Source organism: Kitasatospora albolonga, from assembly GCF_039535905.1.
In the GTDB taxonomy this organism is placed as follows: domain Bacteria; phylum Actinomycetota; class Actinomycetes; order Streptomycetales; family Streptomycetaceae; genus Kitasatospora; species Kitasatospora albolonga.
Map to the genome: position 1 here is coordinate 1 of NZ_BAAAYB010000131.1, position 12,500 is coordinate 12,500.

10 protein-coding genes and 1 pseudogene are annotated in these 12,500 nt (G+C 76.6%); 3 read left to right on the plus strand and 8 right to left on the minus strand.

Going from position 1 to position 12,500, the window contains the following annotated elements; translation table 11 throughout:
• Positions 1–1,446 (minus strand): annotated as a pseudogene (locus tag ABD946_RS31825) (hypothetical protein); the annotation flags it as partial.
• Between the two features lie 296 nt (positions 1,447–1,742).
• On the opposite strand from ABD946_RS31825, the gene ABD946_RS31830 reads away from it, so the two are divergent.
• Positions 1,743–2,423, plus strand: coding sequence for an MBL fold metallo-hydrolase (locus tag ABD946_RS31830; protein ID WP_345289072.1), 681 nt, complete (start codon positions 1,743–1,745; stop codon positions 2,421–2,423).
• A gap of 46 nt (positions 2,424–2,469) precedes the next feature.
• Here the strand turns inward: ABD946_RS31830 and ABD946_RS31835 are convergent, their stop codons facing one another.
• A complete protein-coding gene (locus ABD946_RS31835; RefSeq protein ID WP_345289073.1) occupies positions 2,470–3,111 on the minus strand; it encodes a class I SAM-dependent methyltransferase in 642 nt (213 codons plus the stop codon).
• A gap of 182 nt (positions 3,112–3,293) precedes the next feature.
• Here ABD946_RS31835 and ABD946_RS31840 point away from each other — a divergent pair, with 182 nt between their 5' ends.
• Together ABD946_RS31840 and ABD946_RS31845 are read left to right on the plus strand one after the other, a co-directional pair.
• Positions 3,294–4,373 carry an alcohol dehydrogenase catalytic domain-containing protein gene (locus ABD946_RS31840; RefSeq protein ID WP_345289074.1) on the plus strand — a complete coding sequence of 360 codons (1,080 nt, stop codon included), beginning with the start codon at positions 3,294–3,296 and terminating at the stop codon, positions 4,371–4,373.
• A 125-nt stretch (positions 4,374–4,498) separates the two neighbouring features.
• Positions 4,499–6,073 carry an LCP family protein gene (locus ABD946_RS31845; RefSeq protein ID WP_345289075.1) on the plus strand — a complete coding sequence of 525 codons (1,575 nt, stop codon included), beginning with the start codon at positions 4,499–4,501 and terminating at the stop codon, positions 6,071–6,073.
• A 68-nt stretch (positions 6,074–6,141) separates the two neighbouring features.
• Here ABD946_RS31845 and ABD946_RS31850 read toward each other — a convergent pair whose 3' ends face one another.
• The 6 genes from ABD946_RS31850 to ABD946_RS31875 form a co-directional block, all read right to left on the minus strand.
• A complete protein-coding gene (locus tag ABD946_RS31850) occupies positions 6,142–6,294 on the minus strand; it encodes a hypothetical protein (RefSeq protein WP_345289077.1) in 153 nt (50 codons plus the stop codon).
• A 95-nt stretch (positions 6,295–6,389) separates the two neighbouring features.
• Complete coding sequence (locus tag ABD946_RS31855; protein WP_345289078.1) at positions 6,390–8,177, minus strand: ATP-binding cassette domain-containing protein; 1,788 nt, start codon at positions 8,175–8,177, stop codon at positions 6,390–6,392.
• Complete coding sequence (locus ABD946_RS31860) at positions 8,174–9,835, minus strand: ATP-binding cassette domain-containing protein (protein ID WP_345289079.1); 1,662 nt, start codon at positions 9,833–9,835, stop codon at positions 8,174–8,176. Before ABD946_RS31860 ends, ABD946_RS31855 begins: the two co-directional genes overlap by 4 nt.
• A 213-nt stretch (positions 9,836–10,048) precedes the next feature.
• The gene (locus ABD946_RS31865) at positions 10,049–10,183 is read right to left on the minus strand and encodes a VenA family class IV lanthipeptide (protein WP_345289080.1); all 135 of its coding nucleotides are present in this window, start codon (positions 10,181–10,183) and stop codon (positions 10,049–10,051) included.
• A gap of 80 nt (positions 10,184–10,263) precedes the next feature.
• Positions 10,264–12,240 carry an alpha/beta hydrolase family protein gene (locus tag ABD946_RS31870; protein WP_345289082.1) on the minus strand — a complete coding sequence of 659 codons (1,977 nt, stop codon included), beginning with the start codon at positions 12,238–12,240 and terminating at the stop codon, positions 10,264–10,266.
• A 39-nt stretch (positions 12,241–12,279) separates the two neighbouring features.
• The coding region (locus ABD946_RS31875; RefSeq protein WP_345289083.1) for a hypothetical protein at positions 12,280–12,500 on the minus strand (221 nt) is incomplete at its 5' end.

The following is a 12,500-nucleotide window of genomic DNA, read 5'->3' on the forward strand; positions in this document are numbered from 1 at the left end:
TGGGTCGCGGACACCTGCTGGCCGCCGTCGCCGCCACCGGCCGCCGCCGCCACCACCCCCGCCCCCGAGCGCCGGGGTCCCCGCCGCCGAGCGCGGGACCACCCGAACCGCCGCCCGCCGCACCGCCGTTGGGCGCCACCGGAGGCACCCCCCGCGGCTCCACCGGCCGCGCCGCCGCGCTCTCCGCCCGCCGCCGCGCCACCGGTGCCGCCCGCTCCCCCGGTGCTGCCCGCAGCACCGGCCGGCCGTCCCCCGGGCACCGCCGGTAGCCGGCCGTGCCACCGCCCGCCGTGCTGCCCGAACCACCCGCTTCCGCCAGAGGAGTTGGAGCCGCCCGAGCACCGCGCGCCGCCCGGTGGCGGTGCCGCACATCTGGGCGCCCTTCTTGTCGCACTCCTGGGGCATCGGCGCCCCGGCCGCGAACGGGTTGGTCCCGTTGGGCCCGTAAGGTCGGTTGGTGCAGGCGTTGGCCGTCGAAGGCCCTGCCCTCGGAGCCCGGCACCTTGGCCAGCTGCTCGAACCCGGACTGGTCCTCGTAGTCGTACTCCGGGTAGCGGGGCGGGAACTGCGGCTGCTGGTGCGGCTGCTGGGGGAACGCGGGAACTGGCCCGGGGCGGCGCCCTGGGCGGCACCGGCGGCGGCCCGGGAACCTCCGGCCGGGGCCGGGCCGGGGAAGGCGCCGGGCTGCTGCTGGCGTGCGCCTGCTGCGGGTGAGGGCTGGGCGGCCGGGGGGAAGGCACCGGGGGCTGCGGCCTGCGGGAAGCCGTAGCCGCCGGGCTGCGACTGGGCCGGGGGTTGCGGGGGGCCGAACTGCGGTGCGGTGGGTGCGGGTTGGGGTTGCTGTGCGGCCTGCGGGAAACCGGGCTGCTGGGGTTGGGCGGCCGGAGGGACGGCGCCGGGCTGCGGCTGGGCCGCGGCCTGCGGGAAGCCGTAGCCGCCGGGGGCGCCCGGAGCGGCGGGTGCGCCGGGGGAGGGTTCGGCGGGGTAGCCGTAGCCGCCGGGTGCGCCGGGCACCGCCCCGGACTGCGGGAGGTAGGGGCGGCCGCCGATCGGGGGGCCCTGGTCGCCGACCGCGCCGGGCGGGGTCTGCGCCGGGTAGCCGTAGCTGCCCGGCGCGGCGGGCGGCTGGGGGTGGCCCGGCTGAGGAGGTGTCAGCGGCTGCTGCCCCGGTCCGGGCTGACCGCCCGGCGGTGCCGGGGCCGGGGCGGCCAGCTGGAAGATCGCCGTGCTGGGCCCGTCGTCCAGCGGCTGCTGCCCGGGCGGGAGCGGGGAGGCGGGAGCGCCGGGCTTGCCGAAGGGCACCTGCGGGGGTGCGGGCTGCTGCGCCTGCGGGGGCTGTGCGGCCGGTGGGGCAGCCTGGGCGGGCGAGGGACGGATCCACCCGCCGGCGCCGTTCCGGGCGGTCGGGTCCCAGACCGCCGGCGCGGTGCTGTCCTGCTCGGTCATTCCTGGCCTCGCCCCCGCTGTGGAAGTGGTGCGTCCTGGGTTCGCATCGTCCGTTCGTTCGGCGACACGGTACCGGCAGTTCTCGGGCGCACCAACGCGGGCACCCGGTCCACCCGGCATTCGGGATGACGTTAGAGCATCGCCGATCGTGCCCGCAGGATGACAACGATCTTCGGGGCTCGTTCACCCGTGCGACCGTCCCCGACTGGCCCACGAGGACGCACGGGGGAACGCACGCGCGCTGAGCCCAGGGCGAACGCGGGAACGCGGTGCGGCGGCCGGGCGTCGGGCCTGGCATGGAGATCATCGAGGTGGTGCCGCGGCTGCGGATGCTGAGGTTCGAGGTCGGGGCCGCGTATCTGTGGGACGACGGCGGGGAGTTGACGCTGGTGGACACCGGGTCGGCGGACCGGGCCGGGGAGATCGAGGAGGCGTTGGACGGGGGGCGGCTGCGCAGGATCGTGCTGACGCACTTCCACGAGGACCACAGCGGTTCGGCCGCCGAGCTGGCCGCGCGGCACGGGGCGGAGGTGGTGGCGCACCGGCTGGAGGCGCCCGTGATCCGGGGCGAGGTGCCGGGGCCGCCGCCGGTGCTGGAGGAGTTCGAGGTGCCGATCTGGGAGTCGCTGCCGAAGCTGCCGCCGGCCCCGCCCTGCCGGGTGGACCGCGAGGTGGCGGACGGGGACGCGCTCGACTTCGCGGGCGGTGCCGTGGTGGTGGCCGCGCCCGGGCACACCGACGGTTCGCTGGCGCTCTGGCTGCCGGAGCCCAAGGTGCTGTTCACCGGGGACGCGGTGGCCAACGTCAACGGGCTCACCATGCTGGGGGTCTTCAACACCGACCGGGCCCGTGCGGTGGAGTCCTTCCACCGGCTGGCCGCGCTGGAGAGCGAGGCCGCGCTGTTCGGCCACGGCGACCCACTGGTCGGCGGGGCGGCGGAGGTGCTGCGGGCGGCCGCCGCCGGAACCGAGGCCTGACGGCGGGCCGGCCGACGGTACGTCAGCCGGCGCGGCCGACGGTCCGTCAGGCGGTGCGGCGGCGGAGGATGCGGAGCGAGCCGGTGACGGAGAGCTCCTCGAAGCCGTCCTCCAGGGCGCGCAGATAGACCCGGTAGGGGGCCTGTCCGCCGTCCGCGGGGTCCGGGAAGACGTCGTGGACGGCGAGCAGGCCGCCGTCGGCCAGGTGCGGGGCCCAGCCCAGGTAGTCGGCGGTCGCGTGCTCGTCGGTGTGGCCGCCGTCGATGAAGACCAGGGCCAGCGGGGTGGACCAGAGCCCGGCGATCTGCGGCGAGCGGCCGACCAGGGCGACCACGTGCTCCTCCAGGCCCGCGTGGAAGAGGGTGCGGCGGAAGTTCGGCAGGGTGTCCATCCGGCCGACCTCGGGGTCGACCAGCGAGGTGTCGTGGTACTCCCAACCGGGCTGCTGCTCCTCCGAGCCCCGGTGGTGGTCCACGGTGAGCGCGACCGTGCCGGTGGCCCGGGCGGCGTCGGCCAGCAGGATCGCGGAGCGGCCGCAGTAGGTGCCGATCTCCAGCACCGGCCGCCCGGTGGCCCGGGCCGCCCCGACGGCGGCGGCGTACAGCGCGAGGCCCTCGTCCACCGGCATGAAACCGGTCGCGGCCTCGAAGGAGGCGAGCACCTCGGGGGCCGGGCGGAGGTCCGTCATGGTGCTGCTCCCTGTGGTGCGGTGCGGGTCTGCCGGTGCGAACCCTACTCGACGGTAGTCGGGGGCTACCGGGGTGCCGGGGGATGGGGTATATCTGGGAGCCGATTTCTGGAACTTGTTCTAGATCACGGCAGTCGTACGCTGCTGTCCATCACCCACAGGCGACCCCGGGAGCGAGCCCCATGCGCGCAGCGATCCTGCACGAGACCGGCCAGGACAAGCTGGAGGTCCGCGAGGACGTCGAGGTGGTCGGCTTCGGCCCCGGCAAGGTCCGGGTCCGGCTGCGGGCCACCAGCCTGTGCCACTCGGACCTCTCCGCGATGAGCGGCGTGCTGCCGCAGCCGGCCCCGTTCGTGCCCGGGCACGAGGGTGCGGGCGACGTGGTCGAGGTCGGCGAGGGCGTGACGGGCGTCGCGGTCGGCGACCGGGTGGTGCTCTGCTGGATGCCGCCCTGCGGCAGCTGCCCGCACTGCCGTCGGGGCCAGGGCCACCTGTGCGTCACCAGCCTGCGGCGGCTCGGCACCCCCGGTTTCGCGCTGGCCGACGGCACCGAGGTCTCCGGCTTCTACGGCACCGGCACCTTCGCCCAGGAGCTGGTGGTCACCGCCGACTCGGTGATCCCGGTGCCCGCCGACATGCCGTACGAGCAGGCGGCGTTGATCGGCTGCGGGGTGACCACCGGCCTCGGCGCGGCGGTGAACACCGCCCGGGTGGAGCCCGGCAGTTCGGTCGCGGTGATCGGTGCGGGCGGGGTCGGCGTGGCCGCCGTCCAGGGCGCCCGGATCTGCGGAGCGGCCCGGATCACCGTGGTCGACCCGGTGGAGTCCCGGCGCGAGCGGGCGCTCGCCTTCGGCGCCACCGAGGCGATCGCCCCCGAGGGGCTGAAGGCGGCGGCCAAGGGGCAGGAGGCGGGCGGTTTCGACTACGTCTTCGAGGCGGTCGGCCGCGGGGCCACGGTGCGGGCGGCGTACGACGCCACCCGGCGGGGCGGCGCGGTCGTGGTGATCGGGGCGGGGGCCCGGGACGACCTGGTGCAGTTCAGCATGGGTGAACTGTTCTTCAACGAGAAGCGTCTGCTCCCCTCGATGTACGGCGGCGGCGACGTGCGGCGCACCGCCGCCCGAGCCGTCGACCTCTGGCGGGCCGGCCGCCTGGACCTGGCCGGGATGATCACCCACCGGGTCGGCCTGGACGGGGTGAACGGGGCGATCCGCCAGATGCGCAGCGGCGAGGCCCTGCGGACGGTCATCACCCTCGACTGAACCCACCCCGCCCGCACCGGCGGAGCCGCCCGCACCGGCGGCGTCCGCACGTGGCCTTCGTCACTCCGGCAAGTTTTTTCGGCCAGTGGCGTTACCGATCCGGCCGCCGGTGCGTGTCTGTTCCCATGACCATTGCCGAGCCGAAGCCGGAGGGCCGGGCCGCCGCACGACGGGCGGCCGCGAGCAGCGGGCGCCGCAGGAAGAAGAAGGGCCGCCGCCGGGTCCTGGTGCCCGTGCTGGTCACCACCGGTGCGCTGGTGGTGACCGCGGGCGGAGGAGCCTTCCTCTACCTGCGGCACCTGGACTCCAACATCCAGTCCGACCGGCTCGGCGCGGGCAACGCCCCGCCGCCGGCCGGCCAGGCCGACGCGCAGGGCCGGGTGGCGATGAACGTCCTGGTGATCGGCACCGACAGCCGCAAGGGCCTGGGCGGTGCCTACGGTGACCGGGAGAACACCGGCCTGGGCAACAACGACGTCAACATCCTGCTGCACGTCTACCCGGACCGGAAGGCGGCCGTCGCGCTGGACCTGCCCCGGGACTCGCTGGTCGACCAGCCCGCGTGCACCGGCAAGGACGGGAAGGTGGCCTCGGCGAAGACCGGTTGGCCGCTCAACGCCGCGATGGGCCGGGGTGGGCCGGGGTGCGTGAAGGACACCGTCGAGGCGATCACCGGTCTGCGGGTGGACTCCTGGCTGATCGTCAACTTCCAGGGCGTCAAGGACCTCACCGACGCGGTGGACGGCGTCGAGGTCAACCTGTGCAGTCCGGTGAAGGACGAGGAATCGCACCTGAACATTCCGGCCGGGCCCTACAAGCTCTCCGGCGAGCAGGGCCTGCAGTTCGTCCGCACCCGCTACGCCGTCGGGGACGGCACCGCGATCGGCCGGTTCTCGATGCAGCGCGCCTACCTCTCCTCGCTGCTGCGCAAGCTCACCGACAAGGGCACCCTGCTCAACCCCGCCACCGCCTTCGGGGTGGTCGAGGCCGCGACCAAGGCACTGACCGTCTCGGACAACATCGCGGGGACCACCAAGCTGGTCGCGCTCGCCACCGAGCTCAAGGACGTCAAGCCCGCCGAGGTGGACTTCGTCCAGCCCCCGACCTCCTTCACCCGGGACCACCCCAACCCGGACTTCCGGTCGAAGAACCGGCTGGACCAGCCCGGTTCCAACCAGCTCTTCGCGCTGATCCGGGCCGACAAGCCGCTCAGCGGCGGCGAGGACCACGGGGCCTCCCCGCAGGCCTCCGCCCCGGCCTCGCCGGCGGCGGCCGCGAGCACCGCGCCGCCCGCGCCTTCGGTGAACCCGGCGACCGTCAACGTCACCGTGCTCAACGGCACCGGGGCGGCCGGCCTCGCCACCGCCACGGCCGAGACCCTGGCCAAGCTCAAGTACAAGGCGGTGCCCGGCACCGGAGCGCCGAAGAACGTGGCCACCAGCAGCGTCACGTACGCGCGCGCCGACCAGCGGGACGCGGCCCGGGCGGTGGCGGCGGCACTCGGCCTGCCCGAGTCGGCGGTGGCGGCGGGCGGCACCGGCAGCGGGGTGGTGGTCCTGCTCGGGGCCGACTTCCGGGCGGGCGGGGCCGCGCCGTCCGCCGCACCGGTGCCGACGGCGGTGCCCACCGAGGTGAAGGTCCATCAGGCGGACGAGACCGGCTGCACCAAGGTCAAGACCGGCGGCGCGCCGCTGCAGTGAGCACGCGGACGGCCCGCCCTCCGGGGTGCGGAGGACGGGCCGTCCGGTGGTGCGGGCCTGACCGCAGGTCAGCGGCGGTGGCGGCCGTGCGGGCTGGCGTCGGCGTGGTCGTCGGCGGCGGTGCCGCCCCGGTGACGGCCGCGCGCGGCCTCGGTCGGGGCCTTGTCGGCGCCGGGCCCGGTGCTCTCGTGGTCGCTGGTGTCGGTGCGGTTCTCGGACATGCGTTCGTTCTTCCGTGCGAGGGTCCCGGCTCTGCCCGAGCCGGACTACGAGGGCCACCCTATCCAGCGGATCCGACGGGGACCCGCCGGGACGATCACGGGCCGGGCACGATTGCCCCACTCAGGGAGGGCTCCGCGGTGGACCCGAGCCAGTGCCCGACCAACTCCCGGTAGAGCGGGGACAACACCTGCAGGTCACCGTGGCGGGCCGTCAGGGCCCGCCCGGAGTCCAGCAGGAGCACCCGGTCGGCCCGCAGCGCGGACCCGATCCGGTGCGCGATCACCACCAGGGCGCCCGGCCGCCGGACGAAGGCCGCCTCGGCCACCGCCTCGGCCGTCGCGTCCAGGTGACAGGTCGCCTCGTCCAGCACCACCAGGGGTGCCGGGGAGAGGTACGTCCGTACCAGGGCCAGCAGTTGGCGCTCTCCGGCGGACAGCGCGGCCGGATCGGGCAGCGCCGCGGTCGGCCCGCCGAGCCGGTGCAGCAGCTCGGCGGCGCCCACCTCGGCCGCGGCGCGGGTGAGCTGCTCATCGGTGGCGTCCGGGCGCAGCCAGCGCAGGTTCTCCCCGACGGTCCCGGTGAAGAGGTAGGCCTCCTGGGGCAACAGGGCCACCAGGCGGGCCCGTTCGGGGCCGGGGAGGGCGTGCGGGGCGGTGACGGCGCCGAGGGTGACGGTGCCGTGCTGCGGCGGAAGCAGTCCGGCGAGCAGGGCGGCCAGGGTGGACTTGCCCGCGCCGCTGGGGCCGACCACCGCCAGGTGCTCCTCCGGGCCGAGGTCCAGGTCCAGGGCGGTGAACAGGGGCTCGGCGGCGGCTCCCTGGGTGTGGTGGAGGGAGCGGACGGCCAGCGGGACGGGGCCGGGGTCGGCGTGCGCGGCGCCGGCGGACCGGCCGGGAGCGGCGGGCGGTGCGGCGGGGAGCGCGGCGGGCAGGGCGGCGGGCAGGCCGGCCAGGCGGTCGAGGACGACGGCGAGTTCGAGCAGCCAACTGCCCACCATCCCGGCCAGGCTGCGCACCGCCGGCTCCAACTGCTGGAGCAGGTAGGCGGCCGCGCCGATGAGCTGACCGAGCGTCAGATGTCCACTGCGCAGCAGCCAGGGGGCGGCCAGCACCACCAGCAGGACGGGGGCCCGCCCGGCCAGCGCCACGCTCAGCGTGCGCAGCGCGGCCGCCCGGCCGAGCGCGCGGACCGCCGCGCCCTGGGCGTCCACCGCCTCGCCGACCGAACGCTCCACTCGGGGCCGGGCCCCGCTCGCGGTGATGTCCCGCACGGCGGCGAACGCCGCACCGGCCTCGGCCGCCACCCGCTCGTCGGCCAGTACCACCGCCCGCTGACGGGCCACCAGCGGCCCCAGCAGCCGGGTGAAGAGCAGTCCGCCGACCAGCAGCGGCGGCAGCACCAGCGGCAGCGTGGCCGGGGCCAGCACCGCCAGGCCGACCAGCGCGGCCGGCACGGTGATCCCGACCCCCCGCAGGGTGCGCAGCAGGGTGGCGGTCAACTGCCGTGCGGACTCCACCTGTTCGGTCAGCCGGGCCACCTCGGCGGGCCCGCCCCCGGAGGGCTCGGTGCGGCTCAGGGCGCCGCCCACCACCCGGCGCACCAGCACGTCCCGCAGCGGCTCCACCACGGCGGCCACGTACGGCAGCGCTGCCCGGGCCGCGTACGCCCGGACGGCGACGGCCGCGCCGAAGCCGGCCAGCCAGGCGCAGCCCACCCCGGGCCGTCCGGCGAGGAAGCCCCGGTCGAGGGCGGCGGCCAGCAGCAGCCCGGAGAGCAGCGCGGGCAGCGCCTCGCCGGCCGACCAGGCCAGCACCCGGACCAGGGCGGGGCGGCAGGTGGCCAGGTGGGCCCGGAGCAGGGCGACGCCGGGGCGCGGGGTCATCGGGGATCTCCCGGTATCGGGGCGGGGGCGGGGGTGGTGGCAGGGGTGGTGGCGGGGGTGGCCGTGGTGGAGGAGCCGGCCAGGGTGGAGCGGTAGTCGGGGTCGGTGATCAGGGTGCTGTGCGGGGCCAGGGCGCGCAGCCGGCCGTTGTCCAGCCAGGCGACCAGGTCGGCCCGGGCGGCGGCCTGCGGACGGTGGGCCACCACCAGCCGGGTGTGGCCGCGGGTGGCCTCGGCCAGGGCGGTGGTCACCTGGTGCTCGGTGGCCAGGTCCAGGCTGGAGGTGGCGTCGTCCAGGATCACCGCCCGGGGCCGCTGGGCGAGCAGTCGGGCCAGCCCCAGGCGCTGCAACTCTCCGCCGGAGAGCCGGAGTTCGGCGAGCGGGGTGGCGGCGCCCTGCGGGAGGCGGGCGAGGAAGCCGTCCGCCCGGGCCGCTCCGGTCTCCCGGGCCCCCGCGCCCTCCAGGGCCTCGCCGACGGTGGCGCCGACCAGGACGGGGCGCTCGAAGGCGTAGCCGACGGCGAGGCGGCGCTGCTCGGTGGTGAGCTCGGCCAGCGGCACGCCGTCCACCAGTACCAGTCCGGAGTCCGGGGAGCGCAGCCCGCCGGCCAGGGCGGCCAGCAGCGTCTTGCCGGAGCCGGAGCGGCCGACCAGCGCCACCGTCCGGCCGCCCGGCACGGTGAGGTCGAGCGGTCCGAGCAGGGGAAAGCCGTCGGCGTCGTTGACGGTGACGCCGATCAAGGTCAACTCGCCGGGGCCGGGCGGGAGTTCACGGGTGCCGGAGGGTGGGGCGGGCAGGTCGAGGAGCTCCGAGAGCCGGTCCCGGCCGGACTTGGCGTGGGCGATCCCGGCCAGTGCCTCCACCTGCTCGAACAGGCCGAGGCCGAGGGCCGCCCAGCCGGCCGCCGCGGCCAGATCGCCCGGGGCGAGGCCGCCGCGGGAGAGCAGCAGACCGGCCGCGCCGAGCACCGAGAGCTCCACCAGGGCGACCAGCAGGGTGGCCTGCCAGACCGTCCGGCGCTGTGCCTCCCAGAGCGCGTGGCCGGCGTCGGCGAGACGGGGGAGCGGCCCGAGGACGCGTTCGGTCTCGGTGCGGCGGGCTCCGGCGGCGTGGATCGAGCGCAGCCCGGCGAGGGCGCCCGTCATCCGGGCGGCCAGCTCGGACTGCACCTGCTGGTAGCGGGTGAACGCCTCGGTGGCATCGCGCAGGAACAGGCGGATCACCACGACGCCGGGGACGACGCCGGCGAAGAACGCCGCCGCGAGCCAGGGCGAGAGCAGGCCGAGACCGAGGATCGCGCCGAGGGAGGTGAGCAGGGCCGTGACGGCCGTGACGCGGGACGGCAGGGCGCCGCCCGCATCGGCGGCGGCGCCGACCAGACGGGCCGTCAGGTCACCGGCGGGGTGGCCGTCGGGGACGGGGCCCCTGGCCAGGACGCGGTGCAGCAGCCGCTTGCGCAGCTCCACCGTGGCCCCGGCGGCCACCGCCGGCCCGGCCGCCGTCGCCACCACCCCGGCCACCGCTCCGACCCCCAGCACCACCCCGGGCACCCAGGCCGACCCCCCGTCGATCGCCCGCCCCACCACCCCGGGCAGCGCCAGCACGGCCGCAGCCTCCACCGGCACCGCCACCACCAGGGCTACGGCCCAACCACGCACGGAACAACCTCCTACGAATGTGGTGATGCCTCCGGGGGCGCGAGGAACTGCGCGCAGGGGGAACGGCACGTGCTGCAACTGGCTCGCATGCCCCGATCCAGCGCTGGTCCGCCTTCCGATTCGCGCAGTTCCCCGCGCCCCCGGTGTAACCAATGCGTCGGGGCCGTGCCGCTCCCCCCGGGTGGGTGCGGCACGGCCCCGGTCGGTGACCTACTAGCTGACGGTGAAGATCAGGCAGGTCAGGATCAGACAGGTGAACTGGCAGCCGCCGCCGTGCCCGCCGAGCTCGACGGCCTCGGTCTCCGGCAGCTCCTGCAGGGCGGCCAGGTCGGTCTCGAAGTTCTCCATGATGGGTTCCTCCCCTTGTCACGATCGCCGTCCGCACCGTGCGGACGACGCTCCCCCGGACCCGTCGGGCCCGGGAAGTCCTAGGTGGGCCGGCCGGTGCGCAGGAAGCCGGCCAGCAGTTCGTGCAGCACGGCCGCGCCCTCCTCCACCAGCACCTCGTGCCCGGCCCCCGCCGCCTCCACGTAGCGGAAGTCGGCCCCCTCGGTCCGTCCGATCCGCAGCAACTCGTGCCGCAGGGTGCGGGACTGACCGACCGGCACCACCTCGTCCCGGTCGCCGTGCACGATCAGCAGCGGTGCCGTCAGGCGGTGCGCCAGCTGGAGCACGTCCCGGGGGCCGAGCCGGTCGTCGACCGGATCGCCACCGCCGAGGCGGGTGGTGAGTGCCCGGACCGGGGCGGAGGCCTCGGCCAGCAGGCGGGCGCCGGACAGGAACGGGGCGACCACCGCGCAGCGGGCCACCTGCCCGTCCGGCGCGTGGGCGGCGGCCAGCAGCGCCAGGAAGGCGCCGTAGCTGACCCCGAAGAGGGCGGGCGGCTCCAGGCCGAGTGCGGCGCGCTGCCCGGCGATGCCGTCCAGCAGGTGCAGGACGTCGGCCAGGTCGGGGCCGCCCCAGGCACTGCGGATGGCCATCGCGTGCTCGGTGCCGTAGCCGGTGGAGCCGCGCTGGTTGGGCGCGAGCACGGCCAGGCCCTCGGCGGCCATCCGCTGCAGGGCCGGGTCGAACTCCAGCCGCCAGGCGTCGGCCGGGCCGCCGTGCAGGGCGAGCACCAGGTGCGGGGCGCTCAGCCAGGCGTCGCCGCCGTAGACCACGGCCTCCACCGGGCCGGCGGGACCGGCCAGTTCGAGGCTCTGGGCCGGGTGCCAGCGCCCGCCGTCGCCCGGGCCGGTGGAGCCGTCGAGGCGCCAACCGGCGGGCGTGGAGCCGTGGTTGTGCTGCCAGGGGGTGGCGGCCGGGCGCTCGGTGCCGAGCGGGGCGAGCCGCAGCGGGAGCGGGGCGGCGGCCGGGGCACCGGGACGCCCGAGGGCGAGCAGCGCGTCCACGTCCATGGTGGTGAGCGCGGCCGGGTGGTCGGGGGCCGAGTACGGCATCCGCAGCCCCGCCGCCGACCAGTGGCCGACGGCGCCGAGGCGGCCGGGCGGCACGGGGAGCGGGGTGAGGCGGTTGAGCTCGGGCTGCCAGAGGGTCAGCGCCGAGGTGGTGCCGTGGTCGATCTGGAGCACCACCCGCCGCCCGTCCGGGCCGGCCTCGGTGTCCAGGGCGATCGGGCGCAGGAACAGTCCGGGCAGGTGCAGGCTCTCCGGGAAGCGCAGCGGCTGCCGGCCGCCGAGCTCGCCCCAGCCGAGGCGGTCGGTGCCGGGGGCGTCGCTGCGCACCATGGCGAAGCGGGTGTCCGGGTCGTACAGCGCCAGCCGGTCGTTGCTCCGCTCGCCGATCTCCAACAGCGGGGTGACCTGGCCGAGTTCGAGGTCCAGCACCACGGTGCGGACCAGGCCGCCCTGTACCCGGTCGAGCGCCAGCAGCCGTCCGGTGCGGTCCAGCCAGACGCCGCCGCCGTGCAGCCCCGGCAGCTCGGCCACCTCGATCGGCGGCGTGCCGTCGGCGGGGACCAGCCAGACCGTGGTGGCCGGCCGGGTGTCGGTGCCGAGCGCCACCGCGACCGGTGCTCCCGGGAGCGGTCCGTCGGCCGTGCCGCCGGGCATCGGCAGCAGGCGCAGGCCGGGGCGGCGCAGGGTGGCCAGCTCGGTCTCGGTGACGGGTTGTCCGGCCGGGCCGGGGGTGAGCAGCAGCAGGGCGTGCCGGTCGGCGTCGTGGCGGCAGACCAGCACCCGGCCGTCGGGCAGCGCGATCAGCTGCGAGTGCAGGCTCTCCGAGCGGCCGCCGGGCAGCGGCAGCGCGGTCGGCACGGCCGGCCCGGTGCCGGGCAGACGCCAGCCCTCGGTGTACCAGCCGCCGTCGGCTCCGGCGGCCAGGCAGGCCGCGTGCGAGCCGTCGAGGGCGAAGGTGAAGCTCAGGCGACGCAGCGCCTGGGCGGTGGTGCGGGTGGCGGTGTTCATCCGGGCTCACCTCCTTCGGGGGCGGTTGGTGACAGAGGGTCAGGTGCGGGCGGTCAGGGTGGCGGGGGTGTCCGCGAGCGGGTCCAGCCAGAGGCGGGGGCCGCCGTGCAGCAGGCGGTGCAGGAAGGCGAGCGGCCCCGAGGTGCCGGTGCCGTAGGCGGGTGCCGAGCCGAGGCCGGTCTCGTCCGGCAGGACGAGCAGGCCCTCGCGCCGCACCGCGCGGGCGGTGATCAGCGCGGCCAACTCCTCGGCGCCGGTAC

Excerpts from the sequence above, each read along its gene's own strand:
- ABD946_RS31830 (WP_345289072.1), top strand. The coding sequence starts at position 1,743 with ATGGAGATCATCGAGGTGGTGCCGCGGCTGCGGATGCTGAGGTTCGAG.
- ABD946_RS31835 (WP_345289073.1), bottom strand. The coding sequence starts at position 3,111 with ATGACGGACCTCCGCCCGGCCCCCGAGGTGCTCGCCTCCTTCGAGGCC.
- ABD946_RS31840 (WP_345289074.1), top strand. The coding sequence starts at position 3,294 with ATGCGCGCAGCGATCCTGCACGAGACCGGCCAGGACAAGCTGGAGGTC.
- ABD946_RS31845 (WP_345289075.1), top strand. The coding sequence starts at position 4,499 with ATGACCATTGCCGAGCCGAAGCCGGAGGGCCGGGCCGCCGCACGACGG.
- ABD946_RS31850 (WP_345289077.1), bottom strand. The coding sequence starts at position 6,294 with ATGTCCGAGAACCGCACCGACACCAGCGACCACGAGAGCACCGGGCCC.
- ABD946_RS31855 (WP_345289078.1), bottom strand. The coding sequence starts at position 8,177 with ATGACCCCGCGCCCCGGCGTCGCCCTGCTCCGGGCCCACCTGGCCACC.
- ABD946_RS31865 (WP_345289080.1), bottom strand. The coding sequence starts at position 10,183 with ATGGAGAACTTCGAGACCGACCTGGCCGCCCTGCAGGAGCTGCCGGAG.
- ABD946_RS31870 (WP_345289082.1), bottom strand. The coding sequence starts at position 12,240 with ATGAACACCGCCACCCGCACCACCGCCCAGGCGCTGCGTCGCCTGAGC.